This window comes from Falsiroseomonas algicola (assembly GCF_011040385.1).
Lineage (GTDB): Bacteria > Pseudomonadota > Alphaproteobacteria > Acetobacterales > Acetobacteraceae > Falsiroseomonas > Falsiroseomonas algicola.
On record NZ_JAAIKB010000006.1, the window covers coordinates 16,778 to 40,796 of the forward strand.

The 24,019-nt window shown below is 70.7% G+C and carries 22 protein-coding genes; 9 read left to right on the forward strand and 13 right to left on the reverse strand.

Features of this window, described 5'->3' with window-relative positions; all coding sequences use genetic code 11:
- Positions 1–6: 6 nt before the first annotated feature.
- From G3576_RS15670 to G3576_RS15705, 8 genes are all read right to left on the reverse strand, one after another.
- A complete protein-coding gene (locus tag G3576_RS15670; RefSeq protein ID WP_164695370.1) occupies positions 7–999 on the reverse strand; it encodes a GHMP family kinase ATP-binding protein in 993 nt (330 codons plus the stop codon).
- Positions 996–1,934, reverse strand: coding sequence for an NAD-dependent epimerase/dehydratase family protein (locus tag G3576_RS15675; protein WP_164695371.1), 939 nt, complete (start codon positions 1,932–1,934; stop codon positions 996–998). The genes G3576_RS15670 and G3576_RS15675 overlap by 4 nt, the downstream gene beginning before the upstream one ends.
- Positions 1,918–2,871, reverse strand: coding sequence for an NAD-dependent epimerase/dehydratase family protein (locus G3576_RS15680; RefSeq protein WP_164695372.1), 954 nt, complete (start codon positions 2,869–2,871; stop codon positions 1,918–1,920). Before G3576_RS15680 ends, G3576_RS15675 begins: the two co-directional genes overlap by 17 nt.
- The gene (locus tag G3576_RS15685; protein WP_207622851.1) at positions 2,868–4,145 is read right to left on the reverse strand and encodes a class I SAM-dependent methyltransferase; all 1,278 of its coding nucleotides are present in this window, start codon (positions 4,143–4,145) and stop codon (positions 2,868–2,870) included. Before G3576_RS15685 ends, G3576_RS15680 begins: the two co-directional genes overlap by 4 nt.
- A complete protein-coding gene (locus G3576_RS15690; protein ID WP_164695373.1) occupies positions 4,138–5,070 on the reverse strand; it encodes an NAD-dependent epimerase/dehydratase family protein in 933 nt (310 codons plus the stop codon). Before G3576_RS15690 ends, G3576_RS15685 begins: the two co-directional genes overlap by 8 nt.
- Before the next feature lie 80 nt (positions 5,071–5,150).
- Positions 5,151–6,380: a glycosyltransferase gene (locus G3576_RS15695; RefSeq protein WP_164695374.1), complete on the reverse strand. Its 1,230-nt coding sequence runs from the start codon at positions 6,378–6,380 to the stop codon at positions 5,151–5,153.
- A gap of 8 nt (positions 6,381–6,388) precedes the next feature.
- Complete coding sequence (locus G3576_RS15700) at positions 6,389–7,636, reverse strand: HAD-IIIA family hydrolase (RefSeq protein ID WP_164695375.1); 1,248 nt, start codon at positions 7,634–7,636, stop codon at positions 6,389–6,391.
- Positions 7,629–8,201, reverse strand: coding sequence for a D-sedoheptulose-7-phosphate isomerase (locus G3576_RS15705; RefSeq protein ID WP_164695376.1), 573 nt, complete (start codon positions 8,199–8,201; stop codon positions 7,629–7,631). The genes G3576_RS15700 and G3576_RS15705 overlap by 8 nt, the downstream gene beginning before the upstream one ends.
- Before the next feature lie 248 nt (positions 8,202–8,449).
- Here G3576_RS15705 and G3576_RS15710 point away from each other — a divergent pair, with 248 nt between their 5' ends.
- From G3576_RS15710 to G3576_RS15720, 3 genes are all read left to right on the forward strand, one after another.
- Positions 8,450–10,099, forward strand: coding sequence for an FG-GAP repeat domain-containing protein (locus tag G3576_RS15710; protein WP_164695377.1), 1,650 nt, complete (start codon positions 8,450–8,452; stop codon positions 10,097–10,099).
- A gap of 178 nt (positions 10,100–10,277) precedes the next feature.
- The gene (locus G3576_RS15715) at positions 10,278–10,940 is read left to right on the forward strand and encodes an acetyltransferase (RefSeq protein WP_164695378.1); all 663 of its coding nucleotides are present in this window, start codon (positions 10,278–10,280) and stop codon (positions 10,938–10,940) included.
- A complete protein-coding gene (locus tag G3576_RS15720) occupies positions 10,940–11,848 on the forward strand; it encodes a glycoside hydrolase family protein (protein WP_164695379.1) in 909 nt (302 codons plus the stop codon). Before G3576_RS15715 ends, G3576_RS15720 begins: the two co-directional genes overlap by 1 nt.
- Here G3576_RS15720 and G3576_RS15725 read toward each other — a convergent pair.
- The 5 genes from G3576_RS15725 to rffA all read right to left on the reverse strand — a co-directional run bounded on the left by G3576_RS15725 (position 11,806) and on the right by rffA (position 16,266).
- The gene (locus tag G3576_RS15725; RefSeq protein ID WP_164695380.1) at positions 11,806–12,462 is read right to left on the reverse strand and encodes a methyltransferase; all 657 of its coding nucleotides are present in this window, start codon (positions 12,460–12,462) and stop codon (positions 11,806–11,808) included. The two genes, G3576_RS15720 and G3576_RS15725, sit on opposite strands and share 43 nt — an antisense overlap.
- Positions 12,462–13,277 (reverse strand): phytanoyl-CoA dioxygenase family protein, encoded by an 816-nt coding sequence (locus tag G3576_RS15730; RefSeq protein ID WP_164695381.1) that lies wholly within the window; start codon positions 13,275–13,277, stop codon positions 12,462–12,464. Before G3576_RS15730 ends, G3576_RS15725 begins: the two co-directional genes overlap by 1 nt.
- Before the next feature lie 10 nt (positions 13,278–13,287).
- Complete coding sequence (locus tag G3576_RS15735; protein WP_164695382.1) at positions 13,288–14,319, reverse strand: class I SAM-dependent methyltransferase; 1,032 nt, start codon at positions 14,317–14,319, stop codon at positions 13,288–13,290.
- 70 nt (positions 14,320–14,389) lie between these two features.
- Positions 14,390–15,097, reverse strand: a complete 708-nt coding sequence (locus G3576_RS15740) for a WbqC family protein (protein WP_207622852.1) — start codon at positions 15,095–15,097, stop codon at positions 14,390–14,392.
- The gene (rffA, locus tag G3576_RS15745) at positions 15,094–16,266 is read right to left on the reverse strand and encodes a dTDP-4-amino-4,6-dideoxygalactose transaminase (RefSeq protein WP_164695383.1); all 1,173 of its coding nucleotides are present in this window, start codon (positions 16,264–16,266) and stop codon (positions 15,094–15,096) included. Before rffA ends, G3576_RS15740 begins: the two co-directional genes overlap by 4 nt.
- Positions 16,267–16,378: 112 nt before the next feature.
- Between rffA and G3576_RS15750 the strand changes: the two genes are divergently transcribed.
- The 6 genes from G3576_RS15750 to G3576_RS15775 all read left to right on the forward strand — a co-directional run bounded on the left by G3576_RS15750 (position 16,379) and on the right by G3576_RS15775 (position 24,018).
- Positions 16,379–17,917 carry a tetratricopeptide repeat protein gene (locus G3576_RS15750; RefSeq protein ID WP_164695384.1) on the forward strand — a complete coding sequence of 513 codons (1,539 nt, stop codon included), beginning with the start codon at positions 16,379–16,381 and terminating at the stop codon, positions 17,915–17,917.
- An 85-nt stretch (positions 17,918–18,002) separates the two neighbouring features.
- Positions 18,003–19,013, forward strand: a complete 1,011-nt coding sequence (locus tag G3576_RS15755; protein ID WP_164695385.1) for a class I SAM-dependent methyltransferase — start codon at positions 18,003–18,005, stop codon at positions 19,011–19,013.
- A gap of 102 nt (positions 19,014–19,115) precedes the next feature.
- Positions 19,116–20,324 (forward strand): FkbM family methyltransferase, encoded by a 1,209-nt coding sequence (locus G3576_RS15760; protein ID WP_164695386.1) that lies wholly within the window; start codon positions 19,116–19,118, stop codon positions 20,322–20,324.
- Between the two features lie 42 nt (positions 20,325–20,366).
- On the forward strand, positions 20,367–21,377 hold the full coding sequence (locus G3576_RS15765) for a class I SAM-dependent methyltransferase (protein WP_164695387.1): 1,011 nt from the start codon (positions 20,367–20,369) through the stop codon (positions 21,375–21,377).
- A gap of 111 nt (positions 21,378–21,488) precedes the next feature.
- Positions 21,489–22,733 carry a hypothetical protein gene (locus tag G3576_RS15770; RefSeq protein WP_164695388.1) on the forward strand — a complete coding sequence of 415 codons (1,245 nt, stop codon included), beginning with the start codon at positions 21,489–21,491 and terminating at the stop codon, positions 22,731–22,733.
- On the forward strand, positions 22,654–24,018 hold the full coding sequence (locus tag G3576_RS15775) for a hypothetical protein (RefSeq protein WP_164695389.1): 1,365 nt from the start codon (positions 22,654–22,656) through the stop codon (positions 24,016–24,018). Before G3576_RS15770 ends, G3576_RS15775 begins: the two co-directional genes overlap by 80 nt.
- Position 24,019 lies beyond the last annotated feature (1 nt).

Sequence of the window (24,019 nt, forward strand, 5' to 3'; positions counted from 1 at the left end):
CCATGCTCAGCCCTTCAGGATGGTCGCGCCGACGGTGTCGAGCGCGATGGGGATGATGGAGTGGCCTTCCATGCCCTCCCGGAAGGCGGCCTGTCGTTCCGGCGGCACCAGCATCAGCAGGAAGCCGCCGGCGCCGGCGCCGCAGAGCTTGCCGCCCAGCGCGCCGGCGGAACGCGCCTGCGCATAGAGGCTGTCGATATGCGGGTTGGAGACCTTGGAGGAGAGGCGCTTCTTCGTCTCCCACCCCTCATGCAGCATGGCGCCGAAATCGCGCAGCATCGCCTCGGGATCGTCGGATTCCAGCACCGTCTGCGCCTGGTCGACCAGCGCCAGCAGGTGGCTGAGATCCTTGTCGGCGGCGCCGGACTTCGTCTTCTCCATCTGCTCGCCAAGCGTGGCGGAGGCGAAGCGCGTCATGCCGGTATAGACGAGGAAGAGGGAGGTGTTCAGCGCATCCTGGCAGGGCGCCGTCATCTGGATCGGGCTGATGCGCGTGCGGCCGCCTTCGAAGTCGAAGCGGTTGAGGCCGCCGAAGGCCGCGTGGTGCTGGTCCTGCACCCCCACATTCTCCTGCAGCACGTCACGCTCGATCCGCACGGCCTCGCGCGCCAGGTCCATCTTGGTGGCGCCGCGGCCCTGCAGGGCGAAGATCAGGTTGATGAAGCCGACGGCGAAGGAGGAGGAGGAGCCGAGGCCGCTGCGCGCCGGCAGGTCCGCCATGATGGAGATGTCGAGCGGGCGGTCATAGCCGTAGAGGCGGATCGCTTCCCGCACCACCGGATGCTGGATCTGGTCAAGTTCCGCCACCTGCTCCATGCGGGAGTAGGAGACGCGGTAGCGGTAGTCGAGGATGGTGGCGAGGCGGAGCGCGGCGACATAGACATACTGGTCGATGCCCATGCCAAGCACGGCGCCGCGCGCGCGGGCGAAATATTCCGGATAGTCGGTGCCGCCGCCGAAGAAGGACACGCGCAGCGGCGTGCGGGAGACGATCATCATGGCGCGATGGCTTCCCCGTAATCGGCGGCGAGCACCTGCGCGACGCCGGCTTCGACGCTGAGCCTCGGCGTCCAGCCGGTGGCGGCCAGGAAGCGGGAGGAATCGAGGCTCTTGTAGCCCGCGCCCTGGAAGGATCCGGGCGGGCTGACGATGCGCGCGTCCCATTTCAGGGCGCGCAGGATGGCCGTGGCGCAGTCCCCGATCTCGACGGGGGCGTTGGGCGTCACGTTGATGATGCGGTCCTCGAAGTGCTTGTCGGCGAGGAGGACGGCATCGATCTGGTCATGGGCATGCAGCAGGTCCCGCACCGTGCGCGGGTTGCCCCAGACCTCGAATTCCATGGCGCCCGACCGCTTCGTGCGCACGGCGCGGTCGATCATCGCGGCCATGAAGTGGGCACGGGTGTCTTCGGTGTGGGCGTGGGGCCCGTAGACGGTGGCGAGGACGCAATGCAGCCAGTGCAGGCCGTACTGCTTGCCATAGGTCTCGCAGCCCGTGGCCAGCAGCTGCTTCGCCAGCGCGTAGCCCTGGACGGAGGGATGCGGGCGGCCGATGCCGAATTCCTCCTCCGGCGTCGGATGATCCGCTTCGGCGTAGGTGCAGGAGGAGCCGAGCGAGACGAGCTTCGCCTGCGGCTGGTGGTGGCGCCAGGCTTCCAGGATGTTCAGGTGGATGCTGGCATTGTCGCGCAGCAGCTCCCCCTGGATGCCCCACTGGATGTTGCCGGTGCGCTGCTTGGTGATGACGTGGAAGATGCGCCCGGCCTTGGGCGCTTCGCGGAAGACGCGGTCCACCACGGCCGGGTCGGTGAAGTCGCCGGCGGCGCGGCCGACGGGGTGGCAGGGCCAGCCTTCGGCGCGCCAGCGATCCACCAGGTTCCGGCCGAGGAAGCCATCGGCGCCGAGGATGATGGTGGGGCTAGCGGCGTAGGGCATCGCGATACCAGGCCAGCGTTTCGGCCATGCCGTCTTCCAGGCTGCGGAAGGGGGCGAGGCCCGGCAGCAACTCCCGCAGGCGGGCCGCGGTGGCGCGGCGCACCTTCACGCCGCGATTGCCCGCGGCGGGCGGCGAGGTGAGCTTGATCGGCCGTTGCTTTCCGGCGGCCTGCATCGTTGCGATGGCAAGGTGGCGCACCGTCCTCGTCTGGCCGTGCGCGAGGTTCACCGCCGCGGTGGTGCCACGCAGCGTCAGCGACTCGACAAAGGCCTCGGCGGCATCGCCGGCATAGATGAAGTCGCGCTCGGCATCGGGGTCGCCGCGGACCTCGAATTCTGGGGCGTCGCCGCAGGCGCGGATGACGAAGGCGGTGGCGACATGCGCCTCGGCCTCGTCCAGCGTGTCATGGGGGCCGTAGGGGTTGGTCAGGCGGAAGCTGATGGTGCTGATGCCGGCGCGGCGGGACCAGAGTTCGCCCGTGATCTCGCCCCAGCGCTTCGACCAGGCGTAGGCGGCCTCGCCATCATGCGGCCAGGCATTGAGGTCGAGGGGCAGCGCATCGTCCTGCAGGTCCCAGGACGCCGGATAGACGGCGGAGGAGGAGGCGGCGCGCACCTCCGTGATTCCGCGCGCCATGGCGAAGCGGTAGACGGCCTCCGTCATCGCCAGGTTGGCCGAGAGGATCTCCGCCTGCTGCTTGCCGAAGATGGAGGCAAAGTAGCGGAAGGCCGCGACGTGGATGATCGCCGTGCCGGCGGGCAGCGCCGGCAGCGCGTCCACCGCATGCGCCGCGACGGTCTGCGTGCAGCCGGGGACGGGCGTGCCGGAGGCGTTGACGCCGATGATCGTCGCGACGCGCCCTTGCAGCGCATCCACCACGTTGCGTCCGATGAAGCCGCTGGCGCCCCAGACGACAACCGCCTCCGGGAGACTCACGCGTCGGCCTTCCCATAGGTCTTCACCTTCGGGATCGGCACGATGAGTTCGCCGCCGCCCGCCAGGTACGCCTTCTCCTTCACGAGGAACTCGTTGATGAAGTTCCAGGCGAGGACGAGGTAGGCGTCGGGGCGGGCGCCCTCCTCCGCCTCGATCGGGATGCGCACGCCGGGGATGGCGAGGCCGACCTTCATGGCGTTCTTCTCGACCGCCTTCTGAACCAGGTCGGGCCCGATGCCGAAGCTGTTGAGCAGCGTGGCGCCCTTGGCCGGCGCGCCATAGGCCCACACCGACTTGCCTTCCGCCTTGTAGCCTTCGAGCAGCGCGACGAGGCGCTTGCGCAGGTCGAGCACGTTGCCCGCGAAGCTGCGGTAGGTCTCGATCTCGCCGAAGCCCTTGCGGATTTCCTCGGCCTGCATGGCGCGGACGCTGTCGCCGACGGGGCGCACGCCCTTGCGGGTCACATGCGCCTCGATGCTCCCGCCATGGATGTCGACGAGGTTGGCCTCGAAGACCTCCAGCCCGTGCTGGGCAAGCAGGGCGGAGAGGGACTTCAGCGTGTAGTAGCAGAGATGCTCGTGATAGACCTGATCGAAGGCGGTGTTCTCCACCATGCCGCCGAGATAGATGGCCTGCACGACGAAGACGCCATCATCGGCGAGGAGGGAGGCGATGCCCTCCACCACGCTGTGCAGCTCCTCCAGGTGGAAGAAGACGCCGGCGGCGGTGATGACCTTGGCCGGGCCGTGTTCCTTCAGGATGTCGGCGCAGCAGGCCGCGTTGAAGAAGCGGTGCCAGGTCGGCACGCCGGCCTCCTGCGCCAGCTTGGCCACGTTGCCCGCGGCTTCCACGCCCAGCACGCGGGCGCCGGAGAAGGCCCATTGCTTCAGCCAAGTGCCGTCATTGCTGCCGATATCGACGACGAGGTCGCCTGCCTTCACGCCATAGGCGGAAGCGATGCGCCTGCTGGTCTCCAGGAAATGCGCCGGCAGCGTCTTGGTGGTGCCCGACACGTAGGGATAGTCGGTGAACATCGATTCCTTGGGAATCGTATGGTCGATCTGCACCATGGTGCAGTCCCGGCAGAAGCCGACGCGCAGCGGATAATGCGGCTCCACGCCCGGGGCCAGGTCAGGCCGCACCAGGCGGTTGCAATGCGGCTGGTCGCCGAGGTCGATGACGAGCTCGACATTCCGCCCGCCGCAGCAGCGGCAGGCCATGTCGAGCTTCACGCCCGGCGGGGGCACGACCATGCGCGAGGCGACCTCAGACATTCGCGAAGCGCCCGTTGCGCAGCATGCGGTAGCCCTTGATCAGCTCCTGGATGCCCTTGTCGAGGCCGTGGTCCGGCATCCAGCCCGTGGCTTCCAGCTTGTCGTTGGAGACGATGTAGTCCCGCTTGTCCGGATCCTCGCCGACCGGCGCTTCCAGCCAGACGAAGCCGGGGACGTGCTTGGCGATGCGCTCGCAGAGCTGGGCCTTCGAGAGGTTGGCCTCCGACAGACCCACATTGTACGCCTGCCCGCGCATGGCGCCGACATTGTCGATGCCGTGCAGGAAGGCCTTCACCACGTCCCGGATGTGGATGTAGTTGCGGCGGAAATGCGCCTCGAACAGCACCACCGCGCGGTCGTTCACCGCGCGCCAGGTGAAGTCGTTCACCAGCAGGTCGAGCCGCATGCGCGGCGCCATGCCGAAGACGGTGGCGAGGCGGAAGGAGAGGCTGTTGGCATGCCCCAGCACCGCCTCCTCCGCCTCCACCTTCGTCCGGCCATAGAGGGAGACGGGGCGGAGCGGCGATTCCTCGGTGCAGGCGGCGTTGCCCTCACCGATGCCGTAGCCGGAATTGGTGGTGGGGTAGGCGATCAGCTGGTCGCGGCCCGCGAGCTTCACCAGGTTCACCACCGCGTCCCGGTTCAGGGTGGTGGCACCGATCTCGTCCCGGGCGCAGAGCGGCGCGCCGACCAGGGCGGCCAGGGGGATGACGACATCCGCCTGCTTCATCAGCGGCTCGAGCACCCGCATGTCGCGGGCATCGCCCCGCACCGGGTTGAAGTTCGGATCGGCGCAGCAATGGGCCAGGAAGGTGTCGCCGGCCGCGAAGGTATCCAGCACGGTCACCTGCCAGCCGCGACCCAGCATCGCCGGAACCAGCATCGAACCGATATAGCCGGCCCCGCCGGTGACAAGCACACGCATCGAGCAATTTCCCTCAGCTACCCGGCAATGCCGCGCGTATAGAGTCTGTGACCACCCCGGGCAACCGGAGCGCCGTGTTATCAGGTTGCAACGAATACCCGGAAAAGCGCGTCAGGATTGTGTTCGTCGCGCCATGTTCGTGCCATGGATCGAGACGCGGCGGACAATCCGGGCAAGTGGTCGATGGCCTGGGACAGCGCCCTTGCCAAGTCCTCCGCCCCTGCGGCTTGCGGGATCGTGACCGCGCGGTCAGGGCCCGCCACGCTTTCCATCCAGCCTCCGGCGGGGATGATGGCCGGCACCCCCAGCGCCAGGCCCTCCGCCAGGATACCGCTGCTCCGCGCGCCATAGGTGGGCCCGTCATAGGGCAGCAGCAGCATATCCGCGCTGGCGAGCAGGGCGGCATAGTCGTCGCCGTCCAGCGCGGTTTCCACCAGGACGAGGCCAGGCCCCTGCCGCGCCTTCAGCCTGCGATGGGCCCGCTGGACCAGCGGGTCCGATTCCGGACCGATGGGGCCGGACTGGACGGTGAAGCGCGCTCGGCCCGCCACGGCGGCCAGGGCATCCGGCAACAGGTGGTACCCCTTCTCCAGACGCGCGCCGCCGGCGAAGACGATATGTGGCAGGCCGGCCGGGGCGTGCGGCGCGGCGTCCGGCACCACGATGGGCAGCGGCACCGTCCGCACCGGCAGGCCCGACAGCGCGCTGAAATCCTCGGCCAGTTGCGCGGTGTCGGCGAAGAGGCGAAGCCGCGCGCCGAAGCGAGCGACCAGGCGCCGCAGCAGCACGGGCAGCGGATCGGGGGCGGCGTCGTCGGCCTCCATCTCGGCCGGCATGCGCCGCAGCACCACCAGCACCGTGACGCCATGCAGGTCCGGCCCCTCGGCCAGGGAGGCGAGGTTGGCGCCGGAGACGCTGTGCAGCAGCAGCCAGTCGCCGGGCCCGGCGTGCAGGGTCCCGAGCGCGGCATGCAGTTCCGCCGCCAGCCCATCCGGCGCGCGGGGGGAGATGCGTCGGCGCGCGGCGCGGATCAGGCCGGCGGCCGCGGCGGCCAGGGGGGCCGGCAGATGGGACAGGGTGCCGAACAGCGCCCGCCGCAGCGCGCCACCGCCGCCCGCGGATTGGTAGGCCGTGCCAAGGACCGAATGGCATTCGATGCCGGGGATGCATCCGGTGAAGCCGCGCGCCGCGAGGATCACCGGGGGCGTGCCCGCCCTCCGCGCTGCTTCCGCCACCGATTGCGAATAGGAGAGGTGGTGGCCGAGGGGGCCGGTCAGGCCCGGATCGGCGATGAAGAAGCGAGGGGGCAAGGCCACCCTCACCCAACCCTCTCCCCCCGTTGGGGTGGGAGGGCCTTGTCGATCAACCGGGCGATGAAGGCGTCGAGGTCGCCGCCGGGGAAGAGATGCCCGGGCAGCCCCGCGGCCTTCGCGGCCTCGATATCCGTCTCCTTGTCGCCGACCAGGAAGGACCGGCTGGCATCGATCGGCCAGGCCGCCAGCAGGTCCCGGATCATGCCGGGCTGGGGCTTCCGCCGCCCGCAATCCACGCGGTAGCGATCCTCCACCGCGTTGGGATGGTTCGGGCAGTATTCGAAGGCGTCCACATGCGCGCCGGCGGCGGCGAATTCGCCGGCCATCCAGCCATGCATGACGCCGACCTGGCTTTCCGGGAAGTAGCCCTTGGCGACGCCCGCCTGGTTGGTGACGACGAAGACCAGCCACCCGGCATCGTTCAGCCGCTTCACCGCCGCCGCGGCGCCGGGCATCCAGCGCGCCTCCGCCGGCTTGTGGGGCCAACCCGTATCCTCGATCAGCACGCCATCGCGGTCGAAGAACACCGCGGGGCGGCGGGCCATGGCGGGGATCATGGTCTGGGAGGCGGCGAGGTCCTCCGGGATGCCGATGTCGATGAAATCGCCGTCATAGAGCGCGCCGCGCAGCGCGCCCTGCTCTGCCAATTTCGGGAAGACATCCGATTCCATGGAGACGGGGCCATCGCCGATATGGCCGATGATCGCCTTGTCGAGGCAGTAGATGCCGCCATTGATGGGGCCGGAGCGCTCCGGCGACCGCGCGGCGAAGCCCCGGATGCGGCCCGTGCCATCGACCTCCACCGTGCCGTAGCGCGCCCCCGGTGCCGTGCGGCGCAGCGCCAGCGTAGCGAGGGCATCCCCCGCATGCAGCGGCAGGTCCAGCAGGTTCACGTCGAAGCGGGTGTCGCCATTGAGCAGGAGGAAGCGATCCTCCAGCCGGTCGGCGAAGAGCTTGAGGCCGCCGGCGGTGCCGAGCGGCTGGGGCTCGATCACCACGTCGATCGTCGACTCCCGCACCCGCTTGCCGTCATAGCGTTCGGCGATGGTGTGGCCGAGATAGCCGGCCAGCAGCGTGATCCGGGGAAAGCCGAAACGGGACACCTCCTCGACCAGCCAGTCGAGGAAGGGGCGGCCGGCGACCTCCACCATGGGCTTCGGGATGGCGTCCGTCAGCGACCCGAGGCGGGTGCCGCGGCCGCCGACCAGGATGGCGGCCTGGCCCGGAACCCCGGTCGAAGGCACCTCAGGCATCCGCCAGCCGTTCCTCCACCGCCGCGCAGTAGCAGTGGTAGAGCGCCAGATGGACCTGCTGGATGGCGGGGGTGGAACGCGACGGCACGGCCAGCAGATGGTCGCAGAGCGCGGCCATCTTGCCGCCGCCCTCGCCCGTCAGGCCGATCGTCGCCATGCCGATCTTCCGCGCGGCTTCCAGCGCCTTCACGACATTGCCGGAATTGCCGGAGGTGGAAAGGCCGAGCAGGACGCCGCCGGCCTCCCCATAGGCTTCGACCTGGCGGGAGAAGACCGTCTCATAGCTGTAGTCGTTGGACCAGGCGGTCAGGACGGCGGGGTTGGAGGAGAGGCAGATGGCCTTCAGCGCCCGGCGCTCCTTCAGGAAGCGGCCCACCATTTCGCCGACGATATGCTGGGCGTCGGCGGCGGAGCCGCCATTGCCGCAGACCAGCAGCGGGCGATTGGCCGCCAGCGCCGTGACGGTGGCATCCACCGCGGCCTGCATGGTGGCATCGAGCCCCCGGGCCCGGGTGGCCGCGAGCACCGCGGCGGCGTCCGACAACCAGGCGTCGAGCGTGATCATGCGTCTCTCCATCACCGGGTTCATCGGCCCGGGTCAACGCGCCGGTTTAGGGCGGCCGGGCGGCCGCGTCACCCCCTGTGGGCGGCAGGCGCGGGTGGGCGCCGACGGCCCCGCGCCGGCCCCGGGGCCTTCCCCCGACCGGCACCGGAAGGCGACGAAGGGAGATCGAGCCACCTTCGAATTCGTGATGGAGCCGCAAGAAGCGGGTTGCGTTCCGAAGGCTTCCGATCCCACCAAGGCGCATCGACATGCTCATCACCGGCACTGACGGCCCCGACTCGCTGCTCGGGACAGGCTCCGACGACACCATCATCGGCGCCGCCGGTGATGACTTCATCAATGGGGCGGGGGGCTTCGACATCGCGGCCTACTGGACCTCTCCCTTCGGGATTGTGGTGAGGCTCTTCGCCAACACCACGGATAATGACGGCTTCGGCGGACGCGACACGCTGGAGAACATCTCCGGCATCGCCGGCACCGGCCATGACGACCTGATCTACGGGAGTGACCTGGGCAACTACATCCAGGGCTTCATGGGCAACGACACCATCTTCGCGCTCGGCGGCGACGATCTGGTGCGCGCTGGCGAGGGCGATGACTACATCGATGGGGGCGCGGGTACCGACCGGGTCTTCTTCCTCGGCAATCGCGCCGACTATACCGTCACCGCGATCGATGGCGGCTTCCAGATCACCGATACCGTCGCCGACCGCTACGGGTCCAACACCGTCCTGAACTTCGAGCTGTTCCAGTTCAGCGATCGCCAGGTGACGGCGGCGGAGATCCTGAACCCGAACGCGCCGGGCGATGGGCTGCCCTATCCCCGCGACTCCGCGCCGCCCGAGGGGACGCCGACGACCCCGACCGCGCCGGCGACGCCGTCTGGCTTCGCGCCCGCGACGCTGGCCTCCACCCAGTTCGGCATCGACGCGGGTTGGAACAATGAGAGGGTCCTCTCCCGGCATCTGGCCGACGTCAATGGCGATGGCCGTGCCGACATCATCGCCTTCGGCAATGCCGGCGCCTTCGTGGCACTTGGCGATGCCAGCGGCGGCTTCGGCAATGCCTCGCTCCGCACCACCCAGTTCAGCGTGAACTCGGGCTGGGCCAACGAGAACGTCTTCTCCCGCCACATGGCCGATGTGAATGGCGACGGTCGCGCGGACATCATCGGCTTCGGCAATGCCGGCGCCTTCGTGGCGCTCGGCGATGCCAGCGGCGGCTTCGCCAATGCCTCGCTGCGCACCACGCAGTTCAGCATCGACTCCGGCTGGAAGGACGAGAACGCCTTCTCCCGCCACATGGCCGATGTGAACGGCGACGGGCGGGCGGATATCGTGGGCTTCGGCAATGCCGGTGCCTTCGTGGCGCTCGGCGATGCCAGCGGCGGCTTCGGCAATGCGACGCTCGCCACCACCCAGTTCGGCATCGATGCCGGCTGGAACAATGAGAACGTCTATTCCCGCCACATGGCCGATGTGAACGGCGACGGGCGGGCTGACATCGTGGGCTTCGGCAATGCCGGCGCCTATGTGGCGCTGGGCAATGCCAGCGGCGGCTTCGGCAATGCGACGCTCGCCACCACGCAGTTCGGCATCGATGCGGGCTGGAACAACGAGAACGTCTATTCCCGCCACCTGGCCGACGTGAACGGCGACGGGCGCGCGGACATCATCGGCTTCAGCAATGCCGGCGCCTTCGTGGCGCTCGGCGATGCCAGCGGTGGCTTCGCCGCCGCAACGCTGGTCACCGACCAGTTCGGCATCGACGCCGGATGGGCCAATGAGAACGTCTTCGCCCGCAACATCGCCGATGTGAATGGCGACGGGCGCGGCGACATCGTGGGCTTCGGTAATGCCGGCGTCTGGGTGGCGGAAGCCGGCAGCGTCTGGGGCTGAGGCTTCGGGCGGCGGGGAGCCGCAAGGCCTTCGCCGCCGCCCGCACCGATGGGTCATTGCCCTGCTTGCCGCTGACACCGTCCCGGACCGTCAGCCCCGATCCCCAGGCCGGCGCGGGCTGCGCTGGCCGATCAGGGGCGCTATGATGGGACGGTGATCAGGGCGGGGAAGCTTGGCATTGAAGGACATCGTCGTCTTCGGCACCGGCCCGATCGCGGAACTCGCCGCGCTGTACTTCCGGGAGGATGCGGCGCGCCGCGTGGCCGGATTCACGGTCGACTCGGCCTATGCCACCACGCCCGATTTCGCCGGCCTGCCGCTGGTGGCGTTCGAGGAGCTGGAGGCGCGCTTCCCCCCGGCCGAATACGAGCTTTTCGTCGCCCTGGCCTACACGAAGCTCAACAAGCTGCGCCGCGCCCGCGTCGATGAGGGGAAGGCACGGGGCTACGGCATCGCCCACTACGTCAGCAGCCGCGCCACCCGCTTCTCCACCTTCGAACCCGCCGAGAACCAGTTCATCCTGGAGGACAACACGATCCAGCCCTTCGCCAGCGTGGGGCGGAACGTGACGCTGTGGTCGGGCAACCATATCGGCCACCACAGCACCATCGCGGAGGATGTGTTCATCGCCTCCCATGTCGTGGTGTCCGGCGGGGTGACCATCGGGGCGCGCAGCTTCATCGGCGTGAACGTGACCATCCGGGACCATGTGACGATCGGCGCGGATTGCGTGATCGGCGCCGGCGCGCTGGTGCTGCAGGACATTCCGGACGGGTCGGTGCTCTCGCCGGGCGGCACCGAGATCTCCAAGGTGCCGAGCCACCGGCTGAAGCGGATCTGATGGCCTGGCGGCGGATCGGGCGCGTCTTCGCGCCACCCGCACCCGGCGCCGATCCCGCGCTGGCCAGCCATGCCGCGCTGCCCGTCGCGCACCCGCTGGGGGGCGACCTGGTGCGCGTCTTCTACAGCGGGCGGGATGCGGCGAACCGCTCCGCCATCGGGTCCCTCGTGCTGCGGGTGGGCGAAGCGCCCCGGCTGGAGGAGGCGCCACCGCGGCCGGTGCTCACGCCTGGCGGCCTCGGCGCCTTCGACGATGCGGGATGTGGCATGGGCTGCGTGGTGCCGGGGCCGGATGGCGACCGGCTCTACTACATGGGTTGGAATGTCGGGGGTTCGGTGCCCTGGCGGAACGCCATCGGCGTCGCCGTCGGCGATGCGCAGACCGGGCGGTTCGAGCGGCTCTCGGCCGGGCCGGTCATGGACCGCGACATCACCGATCCCTACAGCCTGTCCTACCCCTGGGTGCTGCGTCTGGCCGCGGATGACTGGCGCCTGTGGTACGGCACGCACCAATCCTGGGGCGCCGCCAAGGCCGACATGAGCCACGCCATCCGCGCCGCGCGGTCGACCGACGGCATCACCTGGCGGCGGGAGGCGGAGATCTGCATCCCACCCGAGGGGGAGGAGATCGCAACGGTCCGTCCCTCCGTGGTCCGGGACGGGGACGGCTTCGCCATGTGGTTCGCGGCGCGGACCGAAAGCGGGCCCTATGGAATCGGCCGCGCGACCAGCGCGGATGGGCTGGCCTGGCGGCGGCACCCCGGCGGCATCACCGCGGAACCCGATGGCTGGGAAGCCGGCGCCGTCACCTATCCCGGCGTCTTCGACCTGCTCGGCCGGCGCTGGCTGCTGTTCAACGGCGCGGGCTACGGCGCGACAGGCTTCGGGCTCGCGGTCTGGGAGGGGTGACGGACCAGCAGCGTGAACTCCCAGAGGCCGTAATCCTGCAAGACGGCCGCGTGGCGGCCATGGCGCGCGATCATCGCGGCCAGCATGGCGGCGGGGTCGGCATAGTGCAGGTCCGGCCGGCGGCGCTCCGGGTCGCTGTTCAGGCTCAGCATGTTGAAGGCGAAGCCGCGGCGGGATGCGCGGGCCAGGCCCTCGATCACGCCATCGACATAGGCCTGCCAGGCGGGGGCATCGGCGCCGCGGATGACGTTCAGGATGCCGCTCGCGATGGCGTAGTCCGCGGGCTCCGGGCTTTCCGTGCCGAGGAAGAAGGCTCGGTCCGGACCCTCGCCATGCAGGCGCCGCGCGGCCTCCACCATGGCGGGTGCGACATCCAGCCCGACGTAGCGCCCGCGATGGCCATGGGCGCGGAGGAAGGGCAGGAAATCGCCATAGCCGCAGCCGAGATCGAGGATGCTGGCCTCCGGGTCATGCTCCACCAACCGCAGGAACTGGCGGTGGCGCAGGCGCTGCCCGTCCTCGTCCTTCCAGTCCACGCCCTTGGCGGTCGTGCCATGGGCGGCCAGCGCCTGCTCGTAATGGGCCGTGACGGCGGCGAGGATCGGGTCGGCCATCAGCGACGGGTCTTTCCGAGGCGCGCGGCGCGCTGGGCACGCCAGGCATCCGCGCTGGGGGCGGGCTGGTAGTCCAGGCCGAGGCGTCGGCGCAGCGCGGGCTCGAGCCCCGGCCGGTCCTTGAACGCCACCTGCTGCGCCAGCAGCGGAATACCGTGCAGCGTGTTGATGGCACGGCGCGGGCGGGTTCCGCGATTCACGCCGCCGCGATGGAAGCACATGGCATCGAACACCACGATGGCACCGGCCGGCGCATGGGCCGGGACCGCCCAGCGATCGACGAAGGCCTGGGAGGGGAAATCCGCATGCATCTGCGAACCCGGCAGGAACAGGGTCGATCCGCTGGTCGCGTCGAAATCATCCAGTACCGTCAGCGCGCCGAGCGCGATGGGCTTCGTGCTGACCCAGGACTGGTAGGGCAGGTCGCGGTGCCAGCTCTGCTGGTGGTGTTCCGCCGCATCGGGCGGCATGACGATGCCGTTCTGCTGCATGACCAGCGCCGCGGGGCCGAGCACCGCCTCCATCACCGCCGTCAGGGCGGGGACGCGGAGGATCTCGAGGAAGATGTCGTCCTCCTCCAGCAGCGCGCGGGCCTGGCCGGCATCGCCGATGGCGGAGAGGGCTTCTTCCCCCCCGAAGCGCGCGGTCTGGTCGGCCAGCACGCGGTCCAGCGCATCCCGCATCGCCGCCACGGTCGCGGGCGGCAGGGCATCCCGCAGCACCGTGAAGCCGATCCGGGACAGTTCCTCCAGCGCCAGCGCCAAAGCGGGGTCGGCGGCGAGGGGCGCGGGGGTGGTGATGCCGTAGGATTTCATGGCCGGGCTCTCATCGGGGGATCAGGTCGTCCCAGCGGATGACGTGGCAGTCGGCGAAGCGGGCGGCAAGGGAAGGTTGCACGCCCGGGCGGAGCGCCAGCAGCAGGCTGTCCCGGGCCGGGTCGAGCGCGGCGGGCGGGATGAAGGGTTTCGCCAGCCCTTCCACCCCGGCGCGGTCGTCCGCCGTCAGCGCGGCGATGCGCGCCCAGGTCGCGGGGGCGAAGGCGCGGAGCAGCCGCGCCACCTCCCCCACCCCGAAGCCGACGAGGCGGCGGTCCGGATCGAGCCGCGCGGCGAGCGTCGCATCGAGGGCGCGCCAGGCCGCCAGGTAATCCCGGCGCGGGACGGCGGGGATGGCGGCACGGGGCGGCGGCAGGCGCTTCGGCAAGGCGGGGCGCAGCAGCAGGGCCTGGAAGCCGCCGGGGGCAGGATCTCGCGCGACGACGCGGAACCCGGCCTCGGTGGCGAGCCGTTCCAGCGCGGCGGGGGAGAGGGACCAGCGATGGTCGGCCATCAGCAGCTCGATCCAGGGCTGGCTGCCATCGGGGCAGATGACGATCGCGGCGCCGCCGGGCGCCACGGCGCGGCGCAGGCTGGCCAGGAAGGCGCCTGGGTCCGGCGTGTGCTCCACGACATTGACCGAGAGCACCAGCGCCGCGCGCATGCCGGGCCGGAGCGCGGGCGCGACGGGGATGCCCGTGGCGCGGGCCGCGGCCGCGACGCGGGGTGCGACCTCCACGCCCATGCGCCGGGCTTCGGGCCAGAGCGCCCGCAGCGCGCCCAGCAGCGCGCCATTGCCGCAGCCGACATCGAGGAGAGAGGCCGGCGGCGACCCGGCCCAGAGCCGGGCGATGCGGGCCGCGTAGCCGCCGGCGCGGGCGATGTCGGCCGCCGTCGGCGGGGCGGCGCCGAGCGCATAGGCATCGCCGAAGGTGCGCCGCGGCAGGCGCGCGGCCTCGTGTGCCGGCAGCCAGCCAGCGCCGCAGGCGCGGCAATGCAGCCGCTCGACCACCACGCCCACCAGCGCGCCGTCGCTGAGCATCGACCGCCGGCGGGGTGCGGCGACGGGCAGGGCGCCCGGCGCGGCGCAGAGGGGGCAGCGCAACGCTTCGCTAGGCACCCAGCACCGCCCGCGCGCCATCCGGCCCCAGCGTCAGGATCGGGTCGAGCACGGAGACCGCCGGTTCGAAACCGCCCCAGAGCTGCGGATACTCCGGCAGCCCCGCATAGCTCATCCACTCCACCGCCATGCCGCGCGCGGCGAAGGCGCCCTCATCCAGATAGGCCTGGGCGGAGGGGCCGGAGAGGTAGTGCGTCGCCCCCGTGGCGGCGGCGAGTTCGACCAGGCGCTGCGTCGGGTCCAGCGCGTCCAGCCTCTCCCGCGGCAGCAACTCCACGTCCCGCAGGAAGGGGGTCGTGATGCCGAGCAGGGCGCAGAGCGCCTCCGTCAGGTGCTGGTTCACGGCCGAGAGCATCGGCTGGTCCGCCACCGCTGCGTAGGCGGCGCGGACCGCGTCGATGACTGATGAAAAACCGGCGCCGCGGCGATAGGCGCCCTCGATGCTGCGCAGGTGCTTGGCGGCCCAGCCGGGCTCCGCGATCTCCATCGCGTCGATGGGGGCGAGGTAGTTGCCCTTCTGCTTCACCGGGATCGTCAGCCAGAGCGGGCCCTGCGCGGTCTTGATGCGGTTGCGCGTGCGCCAGTCCCGTCGCGTGAACTGCACGCTGTCCAGGAAGACGAAGGCGTCGCAGCGCGCCATCATGGCGAAGGCGCCGCGCCAGGGGATGTAGCTGGACTGGACGATGGCAACCCTTTTCACGCGTTCTTCCCATAGAAGGCCGCGATGGCGTCGATGACGCGCGCCACCTCGCCCTCGCCCAGGCCGAGATACATGGGCAGCCGCACCAGGCGGGATGCGATATCATCCGTCACGGACAGGTTCCCATGCGCGCGGGCGTAGCGCAGGCCGGCAGGGGCGGAATGCAGGGGGACGTAGTGGAAGACGGCGTTGATGCCCCGCCCGTTCAGATGCGCCAGCAGCGCCGCGCGTGCCGCCGCATCCTTGGCCAGCAGCCAGAAGATGTGGCCATTCGCCTCATCCGCCGTGGCCGCGGGCAGGGTCACGTGCCCGGCCCGCGCCAGGCTCGCCAGGCCGGTGCGATAGGCCTCGTAGCTCGCGCGCCGGGCGGCGATGATACCCTCCGCCTGTTCGAACTGGGCGTAGAGGAAGGCGGAGACGATCTCGCCGGGGCAGTAGGAGCTGCCGATGTCCCGCCAGGTGTACTTGTCCACCTCGCCACGGAAGAAGCGGCTGCGGTCGGTGCCCTTCTCCCGCAGGATTTCCGCGCGCTCGATCATGCGCCCGTCATTCACCAGCAGCGCGCCGCCCTCGCCGGAGATGATGTTCTTCGTCTCGTGGAAGGACAGGCAGCCGAGATGGCCGATGGTGCCGAGCGCCCGGCCCTTGTAGTGGGACAGGTGCGCCTGCGCCGCATCCTCCACCACCAGCAGCTTGTGGCGGTCCGCGATGGCCATGATCTCGTCCATCGCGCAGGCGACGCCGGCGTAATGGACGGGCACGATGGCGCGGGTGCGGGGCGTGATGGCGGGCTCGATCAGCGCCTCGTCGATGTTCAGCGTATCGGGCCGGACATCGACGAAGACCGGCGTGGCGCCGCGCAGCACGAAGGCCGTGGCGGTGGAGGAGAAGGTGAAGGAGGGCATGATGACCTCATCACCCGGCCCGACCTCCGCCAGCATCGCCGCCATCTCCAGCGCGGCGGTGCAGGAATGGGCCATCAGCGCGCGGCGGGCCGGCAGTTCGCGCTCCAGCCAGGCCTCGCAGCGCTTCATGAAGGGGCCGCCGCCGGCGATGGTGCCGTTGCGGATCGCCTCCTCGATATAGGCGAGTTCCCGTCCCACCATGGTCGGGCGGCCGAAGGGGATCTTCTCCGGCGCGGGGCCGGACGGCACGGCAGCATCGGTCATGCCAGCCGTGTCGGGCAGCGGGGGCGCAGCGTCAACCCGCAGTGGTTCTTGCCCCGCCCGATTGTCGCCACGGTAGACCCTGACCGGGGCCTCCTCTACAGCTAGGTTCGCCATGCCTGACCTGTCCCTGCCCGCCGAGGATGCCGGCACGCTGATCCGCCGCTTCACCGCGCTGGGCGGCGATGCGGCCCGGGCGGCGCATGACGCCTTCGCGGCCGACCTCCGGGCGCTGCTGGCCCTGCCGCCTGCCGCGGTGCCGGACCGCGCGGCCTGGGTCGCGGCGATCCGCCACGCCCATGCCTATTACGCCTGGTCCTGGGATGCGCGCGCCAAGGCGCTGGTGCCGGCCATCACCGCGGCGCTGGAGGCCTGGGGCGCGGAGCCAGCGCCGGATGTGCCTGCCCTGCTGGAACTGGCGGACCTGCTCTTCTTCATCGGCTGGTGCTTCGAGGCCTCCAACCGCGCGCAATGCGACCTGGTGCTGCCGGGCATGCAGGCGGCGGCGCGGGGCCTCGCACGGCAGGCCAAGCCCCTCCGCGCGCCGCGGCGCGGCCGGCCGCGCATCGCCTTCCTGCTGATGTTCACCGGCCTGCGGGACGTGATGGCCCTCGGCCCGCGGCTGCTGATGGACGCCTTGCGGCGCCTGCCCGGCGGCGCGGAGCTGCATGTCGTCGCCTGGCGCTTCCACGATGAGGAGCATTTCCTCGACCTGCGGTCCCAGGGCATCGCCGTGACCGCGACGGGCGGGGAGACGCCGGCCGATCGGCTGGCGCAGGCGGAAGCCGCGCTGGCCGCGATCCAGCCCGACATCCTGGTGACGGAGATGAACAACGCAGTGCCCGTGGCGGTCTTCGCCCGACGGGCGGCGCCGGCGCAGATCTTCCTGCAGGGGGGGCTGCCGGCCTTCCCGCAGCCGGGGCTGGATGCGGTCTTCGACAGCTTCGGAATCGGCGCCGCCGGCACGGGCTGGGGCGAGGCGCGGCTGCTGCCCTGGCGAAGCCCGTGGGATCTGGCGATGCTCGCCCCGCCGCCCGATGCCGCGCAGCTGGCGGCGGAGCGGGCGGCGCTGGCCGGGGAGGGTCCGGTCTTCGGCGTCTATGGCCGCCTGGTGAAGCTCACGCCCGACTACCTCCGCGCGGTGGAGCGCATCCTGCAGGCCGTGCCGGGGGCGCGCTTCGTCACCGGCGGCAGCGGCGATCCCGCGCCGGTCGAGGCCTTCGCCAGGGCGAGCCCGGTTGGCGACCGCATGCAGGTCCATGCCCGCTTCGTGCCGGGCCATGCCTGGGGGCGCATCCTCGACCTTTTCCTGGACACCTGGCCGCTGACGGGCGGCGAGAGCGTGCGGGAGACCATGGCCAAGGGCTGCCCCGTGGTGGCGCTCCGCTCCCGGGAGATGCCGGCCATGGACCTGCAACGCGACCCGGCGCTGCTGGCGACGGATTGGGACGGGTTCTGCGACCTGGCGATCCGGCTGCTGCGGGACGAGGCAGCGCGCCGCCAGGCCGGCGCCGATGCCGCCGCCTTCGCGCGCCGCATGGCGGATCCGGCGCCCTTCGCGGCCGATGTCGCCGCGGCGGTGACGGCCGTGCTGGGCGATGCGCGCCACCGCGCCCCCGGGCTGATGGCGCGGCTGTTCGGCGGGCGGTCCTGAGCCGCCGGGCTGGCCAGCGCCGCCGCGCGATGGCAGGGAAGGCCGCGAGGCGCGCCCCGTGGCGCGGCCGATCCAGGGAATGGCGATGAACGACGATCCGCGCGCGGCCTTCGACGCGGCCCTGATCCCCGGCATGCGGGACCGCCTGGCCGATGCCTACCGGGAGTTCCGGGCGCGGGAGGCGGAGGCGATCGCGACCCTGGCGCCCCCCGCTTCCGGCGGCTCCATCGGGGCCTACCGGGACCGGGACTGCCCGATCTGCGGCACCCCCGCCGGCGCCGCGCGACCCGTGCTGCAGGCGCATGGCCTGACGCTGCTGGACTGCCCGGGCTGCGGCCTGACCTACACGCGGCAGGTGATGGAGGAAGCCGCCGATGCCGGGCGCTACCGCGCCTCCGCGCTGGACGAGGCGCTGATCGCGCTGCGGCTCTCCGAGCCCTATCTGGAGCTGGAGACGGCGCGGGCGCGCTACTACCTGGACCGCCTGGCGGCGCAGGGCGCGGCGGGCGGGCGGCTGCTGGAGATCGGCAGCGGCTTCGGCACGCTGCTGGTGGAGGCAGGCCAGCGCGGCTGGCAGGCGCTGGGGCTGGAACCGGGCAGGCTCGGCGCCACCGCCACGCGGCGGCGGGGTGCCACGGTGGTGGAGGGCTACTTCCCGCAGGATCTGCCCGACCCCGCGGCGCGGTTCGAGGCGATCGCGGCGCTCGACGTGCTGGAGCACATGGCGAGCCCCCTGCCCTTCCTGGCGGATATCCGGCAGAGGCTGGCCCCGGGCGGGCTTCTGTTCATCCAGGTGCCGAACTGGGACAGCCTGCTGGTGCGGCTGGAAGGGGCGGCGAGCAGCGTGGTCTGCCCTGGCCACTGGTCCTATTTCACCCCCGCGACGCTCACCGGCCTGCTGGCCCGCGCCGGCTTCCGGGCGCTGGAGGTCGGCACGGTGCAGAGCGAGATCGACCGCCAGGCGGCCTTCGCGCCGGAGGCGGTGGCGGCGGCGCTGAACCAGCTCCGGCCGGGGGAGGCGGGCGTGCCGGATGCGGCGCGGCTGCATGCGCTGAAGCTGGGCTACAAGCTGGTGGGCGTCTTCGCGCCGGGCTGAGCGGCCGGGCTGTTTGCTGGACAGCCCCGCAACACTCCGCCACAAGCGGCGGGGGCCGCCCTCCGGCGGGCCCTTTCGTCGCCAGAACGGATGCATGACCTGATGCGCCAACTCATCCTCGACACCTTCCGTCGCGCCGCCGGCACCAAGCAGCTTCGCGGCACCGTGGAGGCGCTGGCCACGGAGGTCTCGACCCTGCTCGGAACCCAGGGGCCGGGGAGCGAGGTGACGAAGCGGCGGGAGGTGATGGAGCGGCTTGTCCGCGTGGGCGACTTCCCGCTGCAGGCCTGGTGGGAACGCTCCTACTGGGAACCGGTCGTGCAGATGGCGGTGCGGGACCATGTGCGGCCCGGCGACATCGCCTTCGACGTGGGATCCAATGCCGGCGCCTTCGCCATGCAGATGTCCCGCCAGGCCGGCCCGCGCGGCATCGTCTGCGCCTTCGAGGCCAGCCCCCGCATCATCGGGCGCACGCAGCACAACCTGGTGCAGGCCGGCTGCAGCAACGTCACGCTCTACCACCGCGCCATCTGGCACCGCAGCGGCGACTTCGTGCATATCGAGGCCGGGTCGCACCTGAACGACCGCGTGGCGGAAGGCGCGGGCGGCATGCCGGTGCCGACGCTGGCGCTCGACGACTTCATCGCGGCCACCGGGCTCTCCCCCAGCTTCGTGAAGATGGACATCGAGGGCGCGGAGCTGGATGCGCTGCGCGGCTGCCCGAAGCTGCTGGCGGAAGGCCGGCCGGTGATGGCGCTGGAACAGGCGCCGGACGACATGCGCTGCCACGCCCTGCTGGTGGCGGCGGGCTACGTGGCCGTGGACCTCTCCACGGGCAGGCGCATCCGCCAGGCCAGCGACTTCTCCTCCCCCACCGGCGTCGTCAACGTCCTCTTCGTGCCGAAGGAGAAGGCGGCCACCAACCCCTATTGCGACGAGCGGCAGGAGGTGGTGATGACGATCCCGGGCAGCCGCTTCACGCGCGATGCCGCGGGCGGCGCGACGCTGGCCGATCCGCCGGTCCTGCCGGCAGGCCGCTACGTGGTGCGCGCCGATTTCGCCGCCGCCGGCAAGGACAATGAGGTCTTCGCCGGGCTGGAGGCGGATGGCGAGGTCGTGTTTCGCTACCACACCCACACCGCCTTCCTCGCGGAATGCTATCGCGAATGGGTGGTGCAGCTGGACCAGCCGGCGAAGGTCGCGCCCTTCCTGCGCTTCCTGAACGGGTCCGACCCGACGCTCGACTGGCGGGGCGTCGAGATCATCCGCCTGCCGGGCTTCGACGGCGTGGCCGGGCCATTGGTCTTCTGACCAGCCAACTCAGCCAGCTTTGAACCGACAGGTGGAACACGCATGCGCCGCATGATCCTCGACCCGCTGCGGCGGATGGCCGGCACCGGGCATTTGATCCGGGAAGTGGACAGCCTGCGGGCGGAGGTGTCCGAGCTGCGGGCCGCGATCGCCCGTGCCAATGCGACGGCGGAGGCGACACTGGCGGCCATCAAGCCGCCGCTGCCGCAGTTGCCCGGCACGCCCTACGCCACCGTCGCCGTCCCGATGGAATACCCGCCATCCCGTGACATGCGGCCGCGCTGGGGGGAGACGAAGCCCTTGCTGCAGCCGATCGTGGACTGGATCCGGCCGCATGAGGCCGACTACCGCGCGGTGCTGGCCGCCATCCGGGCGCGGGCACCGCAGCTGTCCCGCATCGCGCTCGACTTCGACCCGGCCCGGCTGCCGGAACCCGCCTGGCGCGGGGTGCCCATCGCGCCCTTCGACAGCGCCGCACTCTACACCCTGGTGGGGGAGCGCAAGCCGAAGCTCTACCTGGAGATCGGCTCCGGCGTCACCACCGCCTTCGCCTGGCGGTCGGTCCAGGACCATGGCCTGTCCACGCGCATCGTCTCCATCGACCCAGAACCGCGCGCCGCCATCGACGGCATCTGCGACGAGGTCGTTCGCGCGGGCCTCGAGACCTGCGACCTCTCGGTCTTCGACCAGCTGGAGGCCGGCGACATCCTGTTCCTGGATGGCTCGCACCGCGTCTTCATGAACAGCGACGTGACGGTCTTCATGCTGGACGTGCTGCCGCGGGTGAAGCCGGGCGTGCTGATCCATGTCCATGACATCCAGCTGCCCTGGGACTACCCGGACATGTTCACCAACTGGTACTGGAGCGAGGCCTACATCCTGGCGGCCTACATCATCGGGGCGGCGGACAAGCTGCGCCCCGTGCTCCCCACCGCCTGGGTGTGCCGGGACGCCGCCTTCGAGTCCTGGTTCGCGACACCGCCGGTCGATCTCGGCCCGCAGAACGATGGCTGGCGCGGGGGCGGGTCCATGTGGTTCGAGAAGCGCGCCTGACCGCGCCGCGGGGAAGCGCCACGGATCGCGCGGCGGCGACTTAACCGCGGTTTCACCGCGGGCTGATAGGCAGGAGCCATGGCCCAACAGGGGTCATGGGGACCTTCCTGCATGTCTGCGACGCTCTCGGCGGATACGGCGACCGACAGCATCTTCACCTGGACCTTCACGGCCAACTCCGGCGACAGCTGGGGGGGCACGCTGGTCGATGACAGCACCCGCTACGATGTCGGCTCCGTCCTGAACACTGCCTTCGGGCGCTACACCATCGTGGCGGAGGTGGTCCAGGCGACCGACATGTCCCCCTTCGGCCAGGACGAGGGCTGGATCGCCGTCGCCTGGTACCGGGACTCCTCCGGCGTCTTCCTGGTGACCCGCAACGGGCAGGGTGCGGCCGCCGGCATCGCCGGCCTGGGGTCGGAGACCGACGCCGCCTGGAACGGCAGCGCCTGGGACAGCTTCGGCAGTGGCGGGGCGGACCAGGCGGACCCCGGTGAGGTGGCGGACAGCCTCTTCACCTGGACCTTCACCGCCGACAGCGGCGACATCATGCAGGGCACCCTGCTGGCCGATACGCGCGACTGGAATGTCGGCGACACCTTCCGCACGGCGCATGGCACCTACCGCATCGACACCGAAAGCCCCTATGGCCGGGACCTGGGCAGCGCCGGGGTCGAGGGCACGATCACCATCGTCAGCTACACGGATTTCCACGCCGACATCCAGTTCACGCTGGAGACGGGATCGACAGGCCCCGCAGGCTATGGCGGCTTCGGCACCGAATGGGACCGGGCCTGGAACGGCACCGCCTGGGTGCCGGTGGGCCAGGGGGGCGCGCTGCAGGCGGACCGGCAGCCCGACCGGGTCTTCGCCTGGCGCTTCACCGCCGACAATGGCGACCAATGGGTCGGCACCACCGTGGGCCACAGCACGGCCTACAGCGTCGGCGACACCATCGATACCGATCACGGCCAGTACCTGATCATGCGGGAGGTGGACTATGCCGGGCCGGTGCAGGCGCAGGGCGCGGTCTGGGTCTTCGGCTACTACGATGCCTCCGCCGACACCTGGCTCGGCACCTACAAGTTCAACGTGACCGGCCAGGCCAGCGGGACCCGCGGCCTGGGGAGCGAGGTCGATACCGCCTGGGACGGCGACGAATGGGACGATTTCGGCCTGGGGGGTGCCCTGCTGGCGAGTGTCGAACGATCGCTCGCCTATGCCTGGCGGTTCACGGCGACCAACGGCGACCAGTGGGTCGGCACCACCATTGCCGATGAATCGGAATACGGCATCGGCGACACCCTCGCCGGCGCCGGCGGCACCTACCTCATCATGCGCCAGGGGGGCCTATGACGGGCCGGCGACCCACCAGGGGCTGACCTGGGTCTATGGCTACTACGACAGCTCGTCCGATACCTGGCTCGCCACCTACAACCTCAATGTCCTCGGCACGGTCAGCGGCCGGCAGGGCCTGGGCAGCGAACGCGACCAGGCCTGGGACGGCTATGAATGGGACAGCTTCGGCGGCGGCGGCCAATTCGCGAATGTGGACCGGCTGAGGGCTTTCGCCTGGCGCCTGACGGCCAGCAACGGGGACCAGTATGTCGGCACCACCATCGCCGACCACGACGCCTATGCGATCGGCGACACGATCCCCGCCGCCCAGGGCCACTACACCATCCTGAGGGAAGCCGTCTTCGAGGCGCCGGGCAGCAATCGCGGCCTGACCTGGATCTATGGCTACTACGACAGTTCCGTCGATACCTGGCTTGCCACCTACAACCTCAACGTCCTCGGCACGGTCAGCGGGACGGCGGGGCTTGGCAGCGAACGCGACCAGGCCTGGGATGGCGATGAATGGGACCCGATCGGCCTGGGCGGCACGATGCTGGCGAACATCGAGCGGCCCAAGGTCTTCGCCTGGCGCTTCACGGCCAGCAATGGCGACCAGTGGAACGGCTCCACCATCGCCGACAGCCTCACCATGGCGGTCGGCAACACCATCACGACGGCGAACGGGCAGTACAGCATCCTGCGGGAGGCGGCCTATGAGGGGCCATCCGGCGCGCTCGGCACGGTCTGGATCTTCAACTACTACGACGCCTCCGCCGGCATGACGCTGAACACCTACAACCTCAACGTCGCCGGGACCGCCAGCGGCACGAATGGCCTGGGCAGCGAACGCGACCAGGCCTGGGACGGCGACGAATGGGACAGCTTCGGGCTCGGGGGCGCGCTGCTGGCCAATGTCGAGCGGCCCATGATGGTGAACTGGATCTTCCGCGCCACCAGCGGCGATGCCTATACCGGCATCGTGCTGGCCGATGCCGATACCTACGCCCCGGGCGACACGATCGCGCGGCCCAACGGCACCTACACGATCCAGTCCGAGACGGCGACGACGCGCACCGATGTCGGCATCGGCACGGTGTGGACCGCGGCCTATTACGATGCAGGCTCCGCCACCTGGCTCACCACCTACTACTACGGCCACCTCAATGGCCAGCCGAGCGGCCGCAGCGGGCTCGGCAGCGAATACGACTATGCCTGGGATGGCGATGAATGGGACGATTTCGGCGCGGCCGGGCTGCACCAGGCGGATGTGGAACGCGCCTCCGCGCCGGAAGTCCTGGGATAGA